Source organism: Pantoea sp. FN0307, from assembly GCF_050113815.1.
GTDB lineage: Bacteria > Pseudomonadota > Gammaproteobacteria > Enterobacterales > Enterobacteriaceae > Mixta > Mixta alhagi.
Genome location: NZ_JBNJSO010000006.1, coordinates 237,440 through 255,201, shown reverse-complemented (window position 1 = coordinate 255,201; position 17,762 = coordinate 237,440). Strand labels below are relative to the sequence as shown.

18 protein-coding genes are annotated in these 17,762 nt (G+C 54.5%); 11 read left to right on the top strand and 7 right to left on the bottom strand.

Features of this window, described 5'->3' with window-relative positions:
* The first annotated feature begins 8 nt into the window (after nucleotides 1–8).
* From hpxK to ACQE3Z_RS17225, 4 genes are all read left to right on the top strand, one after another.
* A complete protein-coding gene (gene hpxK / locus ACQE3Z_RS17240) occupies nucleotides 9–1,289 on the top strand; it encodes an allantoate amidohydrolase (RefSeq protein ID WP_426974751.1) in 1,281 nt (426 codons plus the stop codon).
* Nucleotides 1,289–1,780 (top strand): 2-oxo-4-hydroxy-4-carboxy-5-ureidoimidazoline decarboxylase, encoded by a 492-nt coding sequence (gene uraD, locus ACQE3Z_RS17235; protein ID WP_426974731.1) that lies wholly within the window; start codon nucleotides 1,289–1,291, stop codon nucleotides 1,778–1,780. The genes hpxK and uraD overlap by 1 nt, the downstream gene beginning before the upstream one ends.
* Nucleotides 1,777–2,112, top strand: coding sequence for a hydroxyisourate hydrolase (gene uraH / locus ACQE3Z_RS17230; protein ID WP_426974730.1), 336 nt, complete (start codon nucleotides 1,777–1,779; stop codon nucleotides 2,110–2,112). Before uraD ends, uraH begins: the two co-directional genes overlap by 4 nt.
* 64 nt (nucleotides 2,113–2,176) lie before the next feature.
* Nucleotides 2,177–3,502 (top strand): nucleobase:cation symporter-2 family protein, encoded by a 1,326-nt coding sequence (locus ACQE3Z_RS17225; RefSeq protein ID WP_426974729.1) that lies wholly within the window; start codon nucleotides 2,177–2,179, stop codon nucleotides 3,500–3,502.
* A gap of 55 nt (nucleotides 3,503–3,557) precedes the next feature.
* Here the strand turns inward: ACQE3Z_RS17225 and ACQE3Z_RS17220 are convergent, their stop codons facing one another.
* The 5 genes from ACQE3Z_RS17220 to ACQE3Z_RS17200 all read right to left on the bottom strand — a co-directional run bounded on the left by ACQE3Z_RS17220 (nucleotide 3,558) and on the right by ACQE3Z_RS17200 (nucleotide 8,602).
* Nucleotides 3,558–4,046, bottom strand: a complete 489-nt coding sequence (locus tag ACQE3Z_RS17220; RefSeq protein ID WP_426974728.1) for a hypothetical protein — start codon at nucleotides 4,044–4,046, stop codon at nucleotides 3,558–3,560.
* 105 nt (nucleotides 4,047–4,151) lie between these two features.
* Nucleotides 4,152–4,937: an AraC family transcriptional regulator gene (locus ACQE3Z_RS17215; RefSeq protein ID WP_426974727.1), complete on the bottom strand. Its 786-nt coding sequence runs from the start codon at nucleotides 4,935–4,937 to the stop codon at nucleotides 4,152–4,154.
* A 16-nt stretch (nucleotides 4,938–4,953) separates the two neighbouring features.
* Nucleotides 4,954–6,321: an MFS transporter gene (locus ACQE3Z_RS17210; protein WP_426974726.1), complete on the bottom strand. Its 1,368-nt coding sequence runs from the start codon at nucleotides 6,319–6,321 to the stop codon at nucleotides 4,954–4,956.
* Nucleotides 6,322–6,683: 362 nt separating this feature from the next.
* A complete protein-coding gene (locus ACQE3Z_RS17205; protein WP_426974725.1) occupies nucleotides 6,684–7,454 on the bottom strand; it encodes an amidohydrolase in 771 nt (256 codons plus the stop codon).
* On the bottom strand, nucleotides 7,442–8,602 hold the full coding sequence (locus tag ACQE3Z_RS17200) for a pyridoxal phosphate-dependent aminotransferase (RefSeq protein ID WP_426974724.1): 1,161 nt from the start codon (nucleotides 8,600–8,602) through the stop codon (nucleotides 7,442–7,444). Before ACQE3Z_RS17200 ends, ACQE3Z_RS17205 begins: the two co-directional genes overlap by 13 nt.
* A gap of 148 nt (nucleotides 8,603–8,750) precedes the next feature.
* Between ACQE3Z_RS17200 and ACQE3Z_RS17195 the strand changes: the two genes are divergently transcribed.
* The 3 genes from ACQE3Z_RS17195 to ACQE3Z_RS17185 are packed head-to-tail and all read left to right on the top strand — an operon-like array spanning nucleotide 8,751 to nucleotide 10,590.
* Nucleotides 8,751–9,362 (top strand): methylthioribulose 1-phosphate dehydratase, encoded by a 612-nt coding sequence (locus ACQE3Z_RS17195; RefSeq protein ID WP_426974723.1) that lies wholly within the window; start codon nucleotides 8,751–8,753, stop codon nucleotides 9,360–9,362.
* The gene (gene mtnC, locus ACQE3Z_RS17190; RefSeq protein ID WP_426974722.1) at nucleotides 9,362–10,051 is read left to right on the top strand and encodes an acireductone synthase; all 690 of its coding nucleotides are present in this window, start codon (nucleotides 9,362–9,364) and stop codon (nucleotides 10,049–10,051) included. The genes ACQE3Z_RS17195 and mtnC overlap by 1 nt, the downstream gene beginning before the upstream one ends.
* Nucleotides 10,048–10,590 (top strand): 1,2-dihydroxy-3-keto-5-methylthiopentene dioxygenase, encoded by a 543-nt coding sequence (locus tag ACQE3Z_RS17185; protein ID WP_426974721.1) that lies wholly within the window; start codon nucleotides 10,048–10,050, stop codon nucleotides 10,588–10,590. The genes mtnC and ACQE3Z_RS17185 overlap by 4 nt, the downstream gene beginning before the upstream one ends.
* A gap of 7 nt (nucleotides 10,591–10,597) precedes the next feature.
* On the opposite strand, the gene mtnA is transcribed toward ACQE3Z_RS17185, so the two are convergent.
* Complete coding sequence (mtnA, locus tag ACQE3Z_RS17180; protein WP_426974720.1) at nucleotides 10,598–11,620, bottom strand: S-methyl-5-thioribose-1-phosphate isomerase; 1,023 nt, start codon at nucleotides 11,618–11,620, stop codon at nucleotides 10,598–10,600.
* 107 nt (nucleotides 11,621–11,727) lie between these two features.
* On the opposite strand from mtnA, the gene mtnK reads away from it, so the two are divergent.
* The gene (gene mtnK, locus ACQE3Z_RS17175) at nucleotides 11,728–12,927 is read left to right on the top strand and encodes an S-methyl-5-thioribose kinase (RefSeq protein ID WP_426974719.1); all 1,200 of its coding nucleotides are present in this window, start codon (nucleotides 11,728–11,730) and stop codon (nucleotides 12,925–12,927) included.
* 91 nt (nucleotides 12,928–13,018) lie between these two features.
* On the opposite strand, the gene ACQE3Z_RS17170 is transcribed toward mtnK, so the two are convergent.
* Nucleotides 13,019–14,509, bottom strand: coding sequence for a sensor domain-containing diguanylate cyclase (locus ACQE3Z_RS17170; RefSeq protein ID WP_426974718.1), 1,491 nt, complete (start codon nucleotides 14,507–14,509; stop codon nucleotides 13,019–13,021).
* 324 nt (nucleotides 14,510–14,833) lie between these two features.
* Between ACQE3Z_RS17170 and ACQE3Z_RS17165 the strand changes: the two genes are divergently transcribed.
* The 3 genes from ACQE3Z_RS17165 (at nucleotide 14,834) to ACQE3Z_RS17155 (ending at nucleotide 17,473) form a co-directional block, all read left to right on the top strand.
* Complete coding sequence (locus ACQE3Z_RS17165) at nucleotides 14,834–16,309, top strand: TrkH family potassium uptake protein (RefSeq protein ID WP_426974717.1); 1,476 nt, start codon at nucleotides 14,834–14,836, stop codon at nucleotides 16,307–16,309.
* A 369-nt stretch (nucleotides 16,310–16,678) separates the two neighbouring features.
* Complete coding sequence (locus ACQE3Z_RS17160; protein ID WP_426974716.1) at nucleotides 16,679–16,951, top strand: DUF1778 domain-containing protein; 273 nt, start codon at nucleotides 16,679–16,681, stop codon at nucleotides 16,949–16,951.
* Nucleotides 16,952–16,954: 3 nt separating this feature from the next.
* Entirely contained in the window at nucleotides 16,955–17,473 is a 519-nt protein-coding gene (locus ACQE3Z_RS17155) for an N-acetyltransferase (protein ID WP_426974715.1), read from the top strand.
* Nucleotides 17,474–17,762: the final 289 nt, after the last annotated feature.

The following is a 17,762-nucleotide window of genomic DNA, read 5'->3' as shown; positions in this document are numbered from 1 at the left end:
ATCCATCGATGAACCTTAGTGAGGCGGAGCGGGCTGCCGCCCGCGTAATGGCTCGCTGCGATGCGCTGGCGCAGATCAGCGAAAGCCCGGATGGTCTGACGCGGGTCTATCTGTCGCCTGAACATTTGCAGGTTAACGCGCTCGTCGGCGAGTGGATGCGGGCAGCGGGCATGCGTGTCTGGCAGGATGCGGTGGGCAACATTTGTGGCCGTTATGAAGGGACAGAGCCTGGCGCACAGGCGCTGCTGCTTGGCTCTCATCTGGATACGGTGCGCAATGCCGGGCGCTATGACGGCATGCTGGGAGTGTTGAGCGCCATTGAAATCGTCAGCTGGCTGCATCAGCAGCAGCGCCGCCTGTCGCTGGCGATTGAGGTAGTCGGCTTTGGCGATGAAGAGGGCACCCGCTTCGGCATCACGCTGCTGGGCAGCAGGGGGCTTACTGGCAGCTGGCCGGAAAGCTGGTCCGCCGTAGCCGACGGCAACTCAATTACCGTTGCGCAGGCTCTGAAAGATGTCGGACTGGATATCGCCAATATTGGCAAAGCCGCACGTGCGCCAGAAGAGATCGCCGCCTATCTCGAACTGCATATTGAGCAGGGGCCCTGTCTGGAGCAGGCCGATCTGGCGCTGGGCGTGGTAACAGCAATTAACGGTGCGCGTCGGCTGAGCTGCCGCTTTCAGGGCGAAGCGGGTCATGCGGGAACCGTGCCGATGGCACAGCGTAAAGATGCGCTGGCCGCCGCCGCCGAATGGATTGTTGATATTGAACAGATGACCCGCCGCTACGGACAGCAACGCGTCGCCACCGTTGGCACGCTACAGTGCACCTCCGGCGCGGTGAACGTGATCCCTGGCGAGGTGGAGCTGTCGCTGGATATTCGCGGTCCTGACGACGCGCAACTGACGGCGCTGCTGGTGGATCTGCTGGCGCAGGGCGAGGTGATAGCGCGGCGGCGCGGCGTAACATTTCACTCCACGGAATACTATGCAATCAACGCCACGCGCTGTGACTCTCAGCTGCAGCGGGCGTTAAGCGATGCGGTAGCTGAGGTGCAGGGACGTTCGCTTTCTCTCCCCAGCGGAGCCGGTCACGACGCTATCGCTATTGCTGAGCGCTGGCCGGTCGGCATGCTGTTTGTACGCTGCGCCGGTGGTATTAGCCATCATCCGGCAGAAGCGGTCACTCAACCGGACGTGGCTCAGGCTGTACAGGCTGCGCTGCTGACGGTAGAGCGTTTCGCCGCCAGTTTTACGCCGCTGGCGATGCCGAGCCGGGAGGTTGTCTGATGAAGCTTGCCGGTTTTAATCAACTTCCTCCTGAGCAGGCGCAGGCTGTGCTGGCCCATTGCGTGGCGATTAAACGCTGGCAGCAGGCGATGGTTGCGGCGCGTCCTTATGCCTCGCTGGGGGCGCTCTGTCAGCAGGCGCGTCTGCTGGCGCAAGAGTGGGGAGAAGCGGATTTTGTGCAGGCGCTGGCGGCGCATCCGCGCATTGGCGAGTGTGCCTGTGGAGAGCATAAAGAGGCGGCGTTATCGCGGCAGGAGCAGGCTGCGGTTGGCGAAGACGCTGAGCTCAGGCAGGCGCTGCGCATTGCCAATCAGGATTATGAGCAGCGCTTTGGCCATCTGTTTTTGATTCGTGCTAAAGGCCGCAGCGGCCAGAAGATGCTGGCTGAACTGCGGCGGCGTCTGGCGAATACGCCAGCGCAGGAGCTGGAGGAAGCGTTAGGCCAGCTGCGTGAAATTACGCTGTTGCGTTTACAGGAGAGCATTATATGAGTGCCATATCCACCCATATTCTTGATACCGCGCTGGGTACTCCGGCAGCGGCAGTTAGCGTGACGCTGGAACAGTGCAGTACGGAAGGATGGCTGACGTTAACAGCGGCAAAAACCGATGCCGATGGCCGCATCAAAAGCTTGTCGGCTGAACCGCTTACGCCTGGTCACTATCGCCTGACGGCAGAGATTGGCGACTATTTTGCCGGTAGCGGGCGTGATGCGCTGTATGTCAGTGCGCAGATCGATTTTGTTATCGCTCAGGCGGGCAGTCACTATCATTTGCCTTTTCTGATTTCCCCCTGGTCCTGGTCAACCTATCGCGGTAGCTGAGCGGTCGCGTTGATTTCCTTCCTCTCCGGTGATGTGCCGGTCCGCAACTGCAAAAGGTGTCACGATGAATGAGAATCGCGTCAGGCCTGAAGATGTGCGTTATCCGCTGGGTAAGACTTTCGCCTGGGGAATGCAGCATGTGTTAACGATGTACGGCGGGATTATTGCGCCGCCGTTGATTATCGGCAGCGCTGCCGGGCTTTCAGCAACGGATATCGGCCTGCTGATTACTGCCGCGCTGCTTGTTAGCGGCGTGGCAACACTGTTGCAGTCGCTGGGATTACCTGGTTTCGGCGCGCGTCTGCCGCTGGTGCAGGGCGTCTCTTTTGCCAGCGTTTCCACGCTGGTGGGGATCGCTTCCGGCTCTGGTGGGTTACCGGTGGTTGCCGGTGCGATTATCGGTTCGGCGCTGTTCGGGCTGTTGATCGCGCCCTTTTTCGCGCATGTGATCCGCTTTTTTCCCCCGCTGGTGACCGGCACGGTAATCACGGTAATTGGTCTGTCGCTGATGCCGGTAGCGGCACGCTGGGCGATGGGTGGCAATACAAAAGCGCCGGACTGGGGTTCGCCGCAGAATATAGGGCTGGCGGCGCTGACGCTGGCATTGGTTTTGCTGTTAAGCAAGGTGGCGCGTGGCGGGCTAAAGCGTCTGGCGGTGCTGGTGGCGATGGCGCTGGGTACGCTACTGGCAGCGGCGGTGGGCAAGGCGGATTTTTCCAGAGTAATGAGCGGAGATCTGTTCGCGCTGCCGGGCGTGTTGAGTTTTGGTCTGCCGCAGTTTGATTTGGCGGCCATCTTATCGATGGTGTTGATTGTGCTGGTATTGCTGACGGAAACCACCGCCGGGCTGGTGGCGATAGGGGAGATTGTCGGGACGCCGGTTGATGAGAAGCGTATCGTGCGCGGTTTGCGGGCCGATATGTTAACCAGCGCGCTGTCGCCGCTGTTTAATTCGTTTCCGCAGAGCGCCTTTGCCCAGAATATCGGGCTGGTGGCAATGACCGGTATCAAGAGCCGGTTTGTGGTAGCGGCGGGCGGCGTGATTTTGATTTTGCTCGGTTTGCTGTCGGTGCTGGGCAGAGTGATTGCGGCCATTCCGATGCCGGTGTTGGGCGGGGCAGGCGTGGTGTTGTTTGGTACGGTTGCCGCCAGCGGGATCCGCACGCTGGCGAAGGTGGATTATAAGGACAATATGAATTTAGTGATTGTCGCCACCGCCATCGCTTTCGGCACGATTCCGGTGGTGATGCCGGGCTTTTACGATCGTTTTCCGGGCTGGGTGCAGACGCTTCTGCACTCCGGTATTAGCGCTGCCTGCCTGGTTTCCGTGCTATTGAATGCATTGTTTAATCCGCTGCCGAAAAGGCTGGCGGTGGCGGATCGGGGTTGAGTCGTCTGCTCGCCGCTCTCCATGCTGCTGAGCCGCCTGTTTGATACGTGTTCCCTCAGCTAAAAAGCCGGGCAAAAGGGGAAAGGGTCAGCAGATTAATCTGCAACTGGCTGTGCATTAGCATCACCACCAGAATCAGCGCGGTGCAAACCATCTGTGTAATTACCGCCTTATGCAGACGAGAAACAGACGCCTGCCAGCCCTCATCTCCAGGCTGCAATGTCGCCAGCGCATCATTAGCCGGATCGCGCAAACGCTTCTCCGCCAGGGAGTCCAGCACAAAAATCGCTACGCTAAGTAAAAACCACAGTTGAAAAACACGGTGCCAATCCAGCAGCCAAAACATCACCGTTCCGCTCAGCATTAATACCCAACCGGCAATATTGTAATATCTGTCGGTAGCATCCAACCCGCGAAGCAAAATGGCCTGATTTTGGGGCTGACCGCGCTTCAAATGCGCAGACATCCACGGGGCGAAAAGCAATGGTCCGGTTGCCGCTACGGCAGCCAGGGCATGAACCAGTTTGATAACGTCATAACTCAACTCTTTTTCCTCCAGTAATAACAGCAATAAGCCATAATTTACTGGAGTCTAAGGGCACCCAGGAATGTTCAAAAAAACCATTTTACTGATTAAGACAGACAGAATTTATTTATCAGACTTGTATAAAAAGTGGGACTGTAATTGTTTGCGCACCTTGCCTGGGCAGGTATTGGCTACGCGCCGAAACCAGTGGCCAAATGAATCGCTGGATGAAAATCCCAGCATTAACGACAGGCGATCGTTTGAGGCACCATTTGCCAGCCCCTGCCACGCTACGGCCAACAACAGACGATTACACCATTCCGTATAACGCAGGCCTGTCTCTTTACGAAATAAGCGGGCCAGAGTACGCTCCGTCGCGCCGACGCGTTTTCCCCACTCGGCCAGACCCAGACGCTGAGTGGGATCGGCTATCAAGCTATCGGTCACCTTCTTCAGCCGCGCATCTTGCGGCAAAGGCAGCGTCAGATTACTGTCGGGTTTTTCTTCGATCTCTTCAAACAACATCTGCAACATGCTATTACGACGCTTTTCAGAAAGCGGCATGCTGCTGTCAGCCAGCCGCTCACACAGAGCTGAAATCAAAAAAGAAGCGTCAAACAGCTTTAGATGGGATGTAAAGGAATGGCACAGTGCCGGAGCAATATACAGTACCGTCAGATCAACGCGATTATAAGCCTGCCCCCAGTGCATGGTATCGGGCGGTATCCATACCGCCATGCCCGGTTTCATCAACCAATGCTGATCGGGTGTGTGACCATGCAGAACGCCACGTTTTACCAGTACAAACTGACCGAGCGGATGACGGTGGGGAACATTCTCCTCCACCGCAATATGTTCCAGAACACGCTCTATTACCAGAGCATCATAGTCTAAGGTTGCTGATTTCATCTGTTGCCTGTCATGCTTATCTGGCCGGATAAGCGCGGGGTAAAAAACGGGTAAAAAGCAACCCTACCAGCATAGTTACCCCAAGAATAATAAAGCAAATCTGGAAAGCGTAAACGCCGCTAAGCTGCAGTTGCACCGTCGCCAGCACGTTGACGCCCAGCGCCGCTCCCAGATTCCGCAAAAATTGTACGGTTGCGGTCCAGGTTCCCAACTGTTCCGCCGGCGCCGCGTTCTGTGCCAGCACCAGCGTCGTGGTAGCGGTTAAGCCCATTCCCAGCCCGATAAGCAACAGCGCCAGCGCCATCGGCAACGTGTTTAATCTTCCTATGGCTGGAATCATCAGCAGGGCACCGAAGGTTAACAACAGCATGCCGTAAAAGGCCATTCGTCGATAGCCGATGATTGCCAGTTTGCCGCCGCAAAAGGCAGCGCCTGCTACCCATCCCAGCGCGGCCAGCATAATCAGCAGGCCCGTTGATATCCCTGCGCCAGCATGATGATTCATTGCTAGCGGCAGCAGCGTTACCGGGGCATAAAGTCCGGCGCTGGAAAGCAGCACCAGCATCATGACGGCAAACAGGTCACGATGATTAAAAAAGGGTAAAGGCACCGGGCTGCTGGCTGGCCGCTGACGCACGCGCGCGATCAACATCAGTAATGCCAGCGCCAGCGCTGCGCCCAGCATTCCTGTTATTCCCGGCAATGCCATCGAACCAGAAACCAACAGCAGTAGGCTGCAGGTGAATATAATCAAGGCCAGCTGCGCCCAGCCATCCAGTGGCGCTTTAGCGGCACCCTTGCTTACGCCGGGGGTCATAAACAGCAGTAGCAGGGCTACCAGACCCACGGGGATATTGAGCCAAAAAATAGCGCGCCAGCCGAGCGTGGCGGAAAGCAGGCTGCCGAGCAGCGGTCCCGCTACCGCGGCCAACCCCCACACGCCGCTCAGCATCCCCTGCATTTTTCCGCGTCTGCTGGCATCAAATAGCGCCGCCAACAGGGCGTAAGAAAGTACAATAATGCCGCCCGCGCCGATGCCCTGTAGCGCTCGTGCCAGGATCAATAGCGGCATGGTTGGGCTCAGCGCAGCCAGCACGGAGGCGGCCAGAAACAACAGCAGGCACGCTTTAAGCGTGACGGAAACGCCCAGCTTGTCGCCGCATGCGCCTGCCAAAGGCGCAAACAGGGCTACCGGCAATAAAAAGGCGGACATCACCCATGGATAGAGCGTTGGATGACCCAACTGCCCGCTGATGGTCGGCAAAACGGTACTGACTATCGTGCTGTCCACTGCGGCCAGAAACAGGGCGGTGACAACTGCCGCGAAGGCAGGGCCGCTCTTGTTTGATAGCGCCGCTGCCGGCGCTAAAGTGGTTTCTTTCATCGTTGCCTCTATCAATATGCGGTATGAACCCGTGACGCATGAGAGAATTGCTGCACAATCGCTGCCGTTTCCCCCTTCATACAGTCATCCTGTTTCACAAGAACTTATTCCAGCCCCGTTTCACAGAGGGATAACCATGAAAATGTTAAATTACTTTTATGTAGTAGAGGATGTTCAAAGATGACCAGATATCGAACAGAACCGACAAAAAGAGGAGAGAGGTGAAAAAATTAAAAAGAGCTTATTTGTAAGGCAGGGATGTAACTTTTCTAGAAAGGCGCTGATAAAATCAGTGACAATACAACAGGATTTGCTGTGTATTGAGCTGGTCTCTTTGCAGGACTGACCAGCCCACCCAATACTTAACGCCAGTCAAACGCGTCGGCATCGCGCCAGGCGGGGAAGCGTTCGCGATATGACCGTAGCTCCTCCAGCGATAGCTCAGCATGTAACACTGCTGGCTGATGCGCTTCGCCACGGCCCAGAATAATGCCCTGCGGCGAAATAATCTGGCTATCGCCACTGTAGCGCAGCGATTTGCCATCTTCACCCACGCGGTTGCAGCCAGCAACGTAAGCCTGGTTTTCAATCGCGCGCGCCATCAGCAGCGCCTGCCAGTGATGAGCACGCGCCTCCGGCCAGTTTGCGACATACAGCGCCAGGTCGTAATCGTCGCGGTTACGGGAAAACACCGGGAAGCGCAGGTCATAGCAAACCTGCGGCAAAATACGCCAGCCGCGCCATTCCACGATCTCTCGCTGACTGCCTGCAACATAATAGTGATGCTCGTCGCCCATGCGAAACAGGTGGCGCTTGTCGTAATGGTGTACGCGGCCATCCGGCTCCACCAGCAGAAAACGATTTACCGCACCTTTTTCCGTTTGCAGCGCCGCACTGCCGCCCACCATGGCGTTAAGACGCTGCGCATGCTGACGCAGCCAGGCGACCACCCGATGCTGGGATAACGACTCACGCGCCGCTTCCATCGCAAAGCCGGTGGTAAACATCTCCGGCAGCACGATTAAATCGCACCCGGAAAGCGACGCCAGTAGCGTATCAAAATGGGCCAGATTGGCTTCGCCATCCATCCAGACCAGCGGTTGTTGTAACAGTGAAAGCGTTAAATTTGACACAGGCGCTCCGCAGCAGCCAGCAGGGTAGTTTCCTGCTTGGCAAAACAAAGACGAATCAAGCGATGAGGAAAGGCGTCGGCACAGAATACCGATAGCGGGATCGCCGCCACGCCGACTTCCTCTGTCAGCCAGCGACAGAAACTGACATCATCCAGATCGGATATTGCACTGTAATCCGCCAGCAGAAAGTAGGTGCCCTCGCAGGGCAGGATTTCAAAACGGCTACGGCTGAGCGCCTGAACAAAACTATCGCGGCGCGCCCGATAAAACGCAGGCAGATCGCGATAATGCTCTGGTTCGGCGCGCAGCATATCGGCCAGCGACAGCTGAGCAGGCGTGTTCACGGCAAAGGTCAGATATTGATGCACTTTGCGGATCTCAGCGCTTAGCGCCGCTGGCGCAACGCAGTAGCCCACTTTCCAGCCGGTCATATGGTATGTCTTACCAAAAGAGGAGACGGCAATCGCCCGCTCGCGCAGTTGCGCATGCGCTAACACGCTGTGATGACCCTCGTCGGTGAAGCAGATATGTTCATATACCTCATCGCTCAGCACATAGATCTCTTCATCAGCAATGGCCTGCCACAGCGCGGCAAAGTCGCTCTGCTGCCAAACGGTGGCAGAAGGATTGTGCGGGGTATTCAGGATCACCAGCCGGGTTCGCGGCGACAGCAACTCACGAAACGCCTGCCAGTCAACGCGAAAGGCGGGTGGTTGCAGTGTCAGGCGCTTTATCACGCCGCCGGACAGCGTGACGGCGGGCGCATAGCTGTCATAGCTGGGATCAAAGCAGATCACCTCGTCACCAGGCCGCACCAGTGCAGTAATCGCTGCATATAACGCCTCGGTCGCGCCAGCGGTAATGGTAATGTCGGCGGTAGCGTCAGGGCGATGGCGGTAAAGTTCCGCCGTTTTATCGGCAATTGCTTCACGTAACGCCGCTACGCCGGTCATCGGCGCATACTGATTTGCGCCCTGGCTAACATGATGCGCCAGCCGCTGCTGCAAATAACGCGGGCCGTCAAAATCGGGAAAACCCTGCGAGAGATTAATCGCGTTGTGCTGCTGCGCCAGCGCGCTCATCTGGGTAAAAATGGTGGTGCCGAGCGACGGCAGCTTGCTTTGTGGGATCAACGGGTTAGAACGCATAAATAGCTCACCTTTCGTGCGGGTAGCGGCCCGATGTTACGGCTGTGTTGAGCCACTATAATCATGATGTTAGTATTTGGCAATCAAGATGGGTAGACGTCTAAAAGCAAAAATTTCCCGTAACGGCGAGGCCGATAAAAGGAGCGCAATGACCGTAACTCCACAACTGGCGCAGCTGGTGGCTGCCTGCCACTGGATTGGGCAACAGGGCTGGGCACCGGCGACCGGCGGCAATATGTCGATCCGTGCGGAGAGAGGATTATGCCTGCTCAGCGAATCTGGCAAGGACAAAGGCAGCCTGACCGCCGCCGATTTTATTGAAGTAGAGATCGCCAGCGGCCTGGCACCGTCAGGGCGCAAGCCCTCTGCGGAAACCGGCCTGCATACGCTTATCTATCGCCTGTTTCCGGAGGCGGGCGCGGTATTGCATACCCACAGCGTTAACAGCACCGTGCTGTCACGTATTGAAACAGGATCGGCGCTGCTGCTGCAGGGCTATGAAATGCAAAAGTCGCTGTCCGGCCAGCGCAGCCATCTGGATAGCGTAGCGATAGCGCTGTTTGATAACGATCAGAATATCAGCGCGCTGGCGGCACGTATTGAAGCCTGGGCGCAAACCAGGCCGCTGCGTTACGGTTTTCTGCTGCGCGGTCATGGCCTGACCTGCTGGGGCAGGGATGTGCAGGAGGCGCGTCGCCATCTGGAAGGGCTGGAGTTCCTGTTTAACTGTGAAATGCAACGTCGTTTGCTGGAGAGATAATGATCCGCGCAATTGTTACCGATATTGAAGGCACCACCAGCGACATTCGCTTCGTGCATAATGTTCTGTTTCCCTGGGCGCGTCAGCATCTGGCGGCGTATCTGCGTACTCATATGGCAGAACCGGCGGTGGCCGCTGCGTTGAACGATCTGCGTCAGGAGATCAACCAGCCGCAGGCGGATACCGAACAGCTGATTACCGTGCTGTATCGTTTTATGGATGAAGACCGTAAATCCACCGCATTGAAAGCGTTGCAGGGCATGATCTGGCGCAGCGGCTACCTTAACGGTGATTTTACCGGTCATCTCTATCCTGACGTATTGCCTGCGTTAAAGAACTGGCATGAACAGGGGATTTCCCTGTACGTTTATTCGTCTGGCTCGGTTGCTGCGCAAAAGCTGTTGTTCGGCTACAGCGATCACGGCGATATTACAGCGCTGTTCAGCGGTTATTTTGATACCCATGTCGGGGCCAAGCGTGAGGTCAGAGCTTATCAAAATATTGCCCGCCAGATTAATCTGCCTGCCAGCGAGCTGCTGTTCCTGTCTGATATTCGCCAGGAGCTGGATGCTGCGCAGCAGGCCGGTTGGTACACCCTGCAGTTGATTCGCGGCGAAGCGGATAATGAGAGTCTTCATCGCCAGGTAAACCGTTTTGATCAGATTAAGCTGGAGCTGTTTTCCTTATGAGTGAATTGACCATCTATACCGAAACAGAAACCACGGTGCCGGTGTGGCACAGCACCGATCCTGAGGCGATTCGCGAGCAGCTCAACGCGCGCGGCGTACGCTTTGAACGCTGGGAAGCCAACCGCGAATTAGGCGAAAACCCTGATGCGGAAACCGTGATTAATGCTTATCAGCATGCCATCGATCGACTGGTTGCGGAGAAGGGCTATCAAAGCTGGGATGTGATCAGCATGCGCGCCGATAATCCGCAAAAAGAGGCGCTGCGCAGTAAGTTTCTGGCGGAGCATACCCATGGTGAAGACGAAGTGCGCTTTTTTGTCGAAGGGGCCGGGCTGTTTTGCCTGCATCTGGAAGGGCATGTCTACCAAATCCTGTGTGAGAAAAATGATCTGATCTCCGTACCGGCCGGTACACCGCACTGGTTTGATATGGGATCGACCCCGCATTTTACCGCGATCCGTATTTTCGATAACCCGGAAGGCTGGATCGCCAACTTCACCGGCGATCCGATTGCGGTTAGTTACCCGCGTCTGCCCTGATTCTGGTTCATCGCGGCTGGAAATAACCGGCCGCCACCTCTTCAGGCGTTACCACGCCGCTATCCAACACCCAACCGCTGATTAATTCTGCTGGCGTCACGTCAAATGCCGGATTCCATACCTGCGCGTTTTCCGGCGCCCACTGTAGCTGGCCAAAGCTGCCGGATACGCCAGTGACCTCGGAGGCGGCGCGCTGCTCAATCGGGATGGCACTGCCGTTGGGGCAGTGCGGATCGAGTGTGGTATGCGGCGCGGCTACGTAAAAAGGGATGTGATGATAGCGCGCCAGCACCGCCAGACTATAGGTGCCGATTTTGTTAGCGACATCGCCGTTAGCGGCAATACGATCGGCACCGACCCAGATGGCGTCCACCTGTTTTTGCGCCATCAGCGCGGCCGCCATGGAATCGCAGATCAAACGATTGGGAATGCCCAGCTCGGTTAGTTCCCAGGCCGTCAGGCGGCCACCCTGTAATAGCGGGCGAGTTTCATCCACCCAGACCTGTTCGACTTTTCCCTGCTGAAAAGCCAGGGCGATAACGCCGATGGCGGTGCCAACGCCAGCGGTAGCCAGACCGCCGGTATTGCAGTGGGTTAAAATTCGGCTGCCGGGCGCTACCCGTTGGCTGCCCGCCTGAGCGATGCTGTCGCATAGCGCTTTATCTTCTTCCACCAGCCGCAGCGCTTCAGCGCTTAACGCATCAACGAAATTTTCCTGCAGCAGCGCCTGCTTCATCCTGTCCAGATTGTTCATCAGATTAACGGCAGTAGGACGCGCGGCGCGTAAGATCTCCAGCGCCTGCGTCAGCTGGTTTTTGGACATGCCATTTTCCGCCAGCAGCGCCAGCAGTAGACTGGCGGAGAGGCCAATTAATGGCGCACCGCGTACCCGCAGCGCATGAATATGGCTAACCAGCGCTTCCACGCTGCTCGCGTCCAGCCAGTTTTTTTGCTGCGGCAGAGCCTGCTGATCGAGGATCCACAGCTGGTTATCGCGCACCTGCAGGCTGGTGGTATGAAGAGTTTGCATAACAGTGAAATCCATGTTGCGTTAATGCAGCATATTGTGCCAACATGCGAAACGGAAGTATAGACGTCTGAACGGCTTTTACTACAGATTTGCAGAGGAAACGGATAATGTCGCAATACCGGACGTTCACTGCCGCCGATGCGGTGGAATATGCGCAGCGATTTGGTGGGCTAAGTGATGCATCTTCGCTGGTAACGGCTGAAGAGATTGGTGACGGTAACCTTAATCTGGTATTTAAAATCTTCGATCGCGACGGCATCAGTCGCGTTGTGGTAAAGCAGGCGCTGCCCTGGGTGCGCTGCGTTGGCGAGTCCTGGCCGCTGACACTGGAGCGTGCGCGACTGGAAGCTGAAACGCTCACGGAACATTATCGGCACTGCCCGCAGCATACGGTAAAAGTATTGCATTACGATGCTGAGCTGGCGGTGATGGTGATGGAAGATCTCTCCAGCTATCGTATCTGGCGCGGTGAGCTGGTACAGGGACGCTACTGTCCGCAGGCGACGCGTCAGCTGGGTGAATATCTGGCGCAAACGCTGTTTCATACCTCCGATTTTTACCTGCATCCTCATGAGAAAAAGGCGCGGGTTATCCGTTTTACTAATCCTGAAATGTGTGAAATCACTGAGGATCTCTTTTTTACCGATCCCTATGAAGATCATCCGCGCAACGATTACCCGGCACAGCTGGAAACTGAGGTGGCGGAGTTGCGTAGCGATGAACGGCTGCGTAACGAGGTCGCCGGACTAAAGCACCGCTTTTTCTCCCATGCGGAAGCGCACCTGCATGGTGATATCCACAGCGGTTCCGTGTTTGTTGCCGACGGTAGCCTGAAAGCAATTGATGCCGAGTTTGGGTATTTTGGGCCAGTGGGTTTTGACGTGGGTACGGCGTTGGGTAACCTGCTGCTGAACTATTGTGCGCTGCCGGGGCTGCTGGCGACGCGTGAAGCGGCCGACGGGCGCGAGCAGCGTTTACAGGATATACGCACCCTGTGGCTGACATTTGCCGAATGCTTTCAGGCACTGGCAGCGGAAAAAAGCCGCGATCGCATGCTGGCGTGGCCGGACTATACCGCGACCTGGTTGAAGAAAGTATTTGCGGACAGTATCGGTTACTGCGGCAGCGAACTGATTCGTCGTACAGTCGGCATGGCACACGTGGCGGACCTGGAAACCATTCAGGATGAAGCGATGCGCATTGAGTGTATTCGTCACGCGATTAGCCTGGGGAAAACGTTAATTGTTGCCGCGCCGCATATCGATAATATCGATACGCTGATTGCCCGTATTCGACAGAACGGCTAGGGTTTGCCCTGACTGGATGTACAACCTTCCGTGGTGAAGGTTGCACATCGTTACAGACAAGAACAACAGAGCTGAGAGGCGCAGATTAAGGTTAGATCTCTCCCTGAGCCCGATTACGTCCGTTGCGTTTGGCATGGTAAAGCGCATTATCTGCCTTTTTCTTCAGCAGCTCGGCTTCGTTGTCCTCACCATTTGAGATAATCGTACCGCAGCCGGCGCTGATAGTGACCACTCTCTCCGGCAGTTCCGTCGAGGTATGGACAATCGCGGCATCTCTGATCACCTTAACCGCCCGGTCAGCAAACTGCCTGGCATCCGGTGCGCTGGTAAAAGGCAGAATGATAGCGAACTCCTCGCCGCCGTAGCGCGCCACCAGATCGGTATGACGGTGAGTCGCACCTTTCAGCAGGCCGCCTACCTTTTTCAGACACATGTCACCTGCTACGTGACCGCAGGTATCGTTATAGCGTTTGAAAAAGTCGATATCTATCATGATTAATGACAGCGGCTCGCCAGTTTTTTTCGAGCGCTGCAGCCCTTCTTCAAGCACCACATCAAACTGTCTGCGGTTAGCCAGGCCGGTCAGGCCGTCAATCAGCGCCATCGACTGCAGGGTATGGTTAATGGTGGTAAGTTCATCTCTGACCTGCGTCAGCTCAAGCTGGTTTCTGACGTTGGTCCTGATTTGCTTCAGAATAAATACTCCCATTCCCATTATCATGGTCAGCAGGATCAGGTTAAGCACCACATCTGTGAGGTTGGTTTCAAGCCACGCTTTCTGCACTCTGTCACGATCATAGCCAGCGGTGACGACCAGCGGATACTGCTCCAGCCGGGCATAACCATAAATACGCTCAATACCGTCCAGCGCGGAGCGCCATGTTGCACTGCCGCTGGCGGATGTTTTAAGCGCGATTCTGAACAGCGGGCTGGCAGAAAGGCTTCGGTTAATCACTGAATCCGGCAGGGGGCGCATATACAATACGGTGGTATCGGCGAGGATAAGCCCCAGAACATCGCGTGCTCCCAGGGTGTAATAACCGTAAAATTGCCTGAAGTAGTCCACTTTAACCGTGGCCAGTGCGACGCCGGCAAAATGACCGGCACTGTCGTTCAGGCGCATCGATACCGGGATAACCTGTTCACCAGTGGAACGGCTGCGAATAACGTGACCGATATGAACAGAGGTATCAGAGTGGCTACGGTGCCAGACAAAATATTCCCGATCTGCATTGCTGCCCTTTGAAGGGATATAATTGCCTGATGTGGCGATCCAGTTTCCCTGTGCATCGTAAATAAAAAGCCCATGCAGTTGCTGCAGTTTACCGTGCTGCTCTTTCAACTGACGTGAAAAAGCCTCCGTTTTTGCATAGTCTGGCCCCTGCTGCGTGAGCTGCCTGACCGCATCAGAGAGGGTAATATCCACCTGAAGAAAGGCGTCTTCTGCCTGTTTTGCCAGCGAGACGGCGAGATTACGGGCATCCTCTTCGCGCTCTGTAATTCGCTGTTGCCAGGAGCTCCATAGTGTCCAGGCATTAATGCCCATAACGGCCATGGCTGTCAGCAGCAAAAAGGCCGCCATACTCCTGCCAAGAGGCGTATGTCTGAGGCGGGAGGAAGTATTTGACGAATATTTATTCAAGGCCAGGTTGTCCTGTTTCGTGCCGATACATAAGCGTAATTTATAAATTCACCTGTTACAACCGACAACGTTTTTAGTTCCACCGCTGACCAGGCGTGACAGCCAGTTTTATGGATGGGCTTTCCGTGGCCACACTCCTCAGAGCGCACAATACAATCTTCTGTAGATAATGAATATATTCATCCGTTGCTTTATCTGAGTTTGTGATATGCCCGGTAAGAAGGCATCATTGCTGCCGATCTTTTGTCATCAGGGAGCCTTGCTTTGCAACGCTATCTCACACTCAATTTTTCACAGGTGCGCGTGGTTATTCACCTGTGCGGTTTTCTGGTGTTTTTGTACAGCTTTTCCATGCTGCCGCCGATGCTGGTCGCTTTATTCAGCAAAGAGCGCAGCTGGTTTGCTTTTTTTACTACCTTCTTCACCTTTTTTATCCTGGGCGGCGGTGCCTGGCTTGCCACCAAACGTGCCGGTATACAGCTTAAAACCCGTGACGGCTTTCTGATTATTGTTCTGTTCTGGCTGTTGTTTTCGGTTATCAGCGCCATGCCGCTCTGGCTGGATGATTCGGTGGGGCTGAGTTTTATTGATGCGCTGTTTGAAGGGGTATCCGGTATCACCACCACGGGCGCCACCGTGATTGGCGACGTTAGCAACCTGCCGGCTGCCTATCTCTATTATCGGGCGCAGCTCAATTTTATCGGCGGGTTGGGAGTTATTGTTCTGGCGGTCGCGGTACTGCCGCTTTTGGGAATTGGTGGGGCGAAACTTTATCAGTCAGAGATGCCCGGCCCTTTTAAAGAAGAGCGCCTGACGCCGCGTCTGGCCGATACTTCACGCAGCCTGTGGCTTACCTATCTGCTGCTGGGACTGGCCTGTTGCGCCGCTTATATGCTGGCGGGGATGCCCGCTTTTGATGCGCTCTGTCATGGCCTTTCTACCGTGTCGCTGGGCGGCTTTTCCACACGCAGCGAGAGCATTGGTTACTGGAACAGTTCTGCGATCGAACTGGTTGCCGGGCTTTTCTCGCTACTGTCAGCAATTAACTTTACCGTGTGGTTTGTTGCCTTTACCCGACGCACATTACAACCGTTTCGCCGTAATGCAGAGCTACGCTTTTTCCTGCTGGTGACGCTGATTATAGTGTTGATAACCGCATGGCAGCTCTGGCATGTCGGCATGTATAACGCAACGGACAGTCTGGTGCATGCGTTCTTCCTGACCAGCTCTATGATTACCGATAATGGCCTGGCGACCGGCGACTATGCCAGTTGGCCTGCACATACTATTGTGCTGTTACTGACGGCAAGCTTTTTTGGCGGCTGTGTGGGCTCGACCTGCGGCGGTATCAAAGCGCTGCGCTTCCTGGTGTTATTTAAGCAAAGCCGCCATGAGCTACATCAACTGGCGCATCCTCGTGCGCTATTAAGCATTCGGGTTGGCGAGAGCGTGGTGACGGAACGCGTGTTGCGCTCGGTATGGAGTTTCTTTTTTCTTTACGTACTGTTCACGGTGTTTTTTGTCTGGATGCTCAATATCATGGGCTATGACCTGATGACCGCTTTCGCTACCGTTGCGGCCTGTATCAATAATATGGGGCTTGGCTTTGGAGAAACGGCATCCACATTTGGTACGCTTAGCGAAGGGGCTAAATATTTGATGTGTGCCGCCATGATAATGGGACGTCTTGAAATTTATCCGGTGCTGATACTTTTCTCGCGCTTTTTCTGGCGAAAATAGAGTCTTGCTCAGTTTGAAAACGATGCTTATTGCTGCGGCTGGCGTATTGATAATGTCGATACGTTGGCCGTGCTGGTTCAGCATACATTCAAGCTAATCTGCTCCAGGGTTCACTGCCGCACAGGCAGCTTAGAAAAGTATTACCTGTGGATTGAGGATGAACACGATGTTCACTGCCGTACAGGCAGCTTATCAAACGACTTTTACTGGTTTCTCGGTGGTATTTCTTGGGATCATATAACGATTGATTAAAAAATAGTCCGCCTCACCACATACTGCATGTACGGTAAGAGACCGTACATGCAGGCGTATCAAATCCTGAAACTGTATTGCATAGCAATGCGTCAGTCATATGGACATAGAGGAAACATGGCAAACACATTAAAGAAACAACGCATCGATCTGCGTTTATCTCCAGAAGATAAAACGCTTATCGAAAACGCGGCCTCTCTCAGCAATCTAACCATCTCGCAATTTATGCTGGCAAGTGCATCTGAACGGGCAGCTGAAGTCATTGAACAGCATCAACGTATAGTGCTCAATGAAGCATCATGGAAGCAGGTTATGGATGCCATCAGCAATCCACCTGAACCTAATGTAAAGTTAAAGCGAGCGGCCCAACGTCTACAGAACATGGAGTAAGTTTTGGACACTTTAAAAGTCGAGCTTTTCACGGATGAAGCTCAGTACAAAATAAATAACTTTGATTGTGACAAAACAACTTTAAATAAATTTCTGCTCGAGCATCTCAGACGTCAACATAACGAGAAAATATTAAGAGCGTATGTGCTGATAAATCACGAGGCGGAGCCAAAAGTCCTGGGCTATTACACGTTATCCGGCGGTAGTTTTGAAAGATCTAGCTTGCCCTCTAAAACGCAACAGAAAAAAATCCCATATAAAAATGTGCCATGCGTTACCCTTGGCAGGCTGGCGATAGATAAAACTCTGCATGGGCAAGGCTGGGAAAGCATGTTGGTTTCTCATGCGATGAGCGTTGTTTATCACGCGTCATTGGCGGTAGGTATACATGGCATGTTTGTCGACGCCCTGGATAATGAGGCCAAACAATTTTATACCAGTCTCGGTTTTATTGAATTGGCAGGTGAAAACGGCAGTTCATTATTTTATCCAATACAATCCATTGAAAAATTATTTCAATAATAATCCAGATGTTATGAACAATGTGCCAGGGGTTTCAGCGAGGTGTTAATATAAAGTTAAAGAAAGATTTTTTTCTGCGCCAAAACAAAGTTTCTATATTAATTTTGTTTGCCTAAAGAAGTTATTTTTTGGTCTCGCCACTTAACTGAAAACGTTAAAACCTTATGCGCTTGTTCACTGCCGCACAGGCAGATAAAAGTAAAACTTCCGTTCCTGCTTTTCATAAAGAAAAGGCCAGAGCGTTACCGCTCAGGCCCTGGTTGCCACGCTAAAATGTCCGGTTTATTAC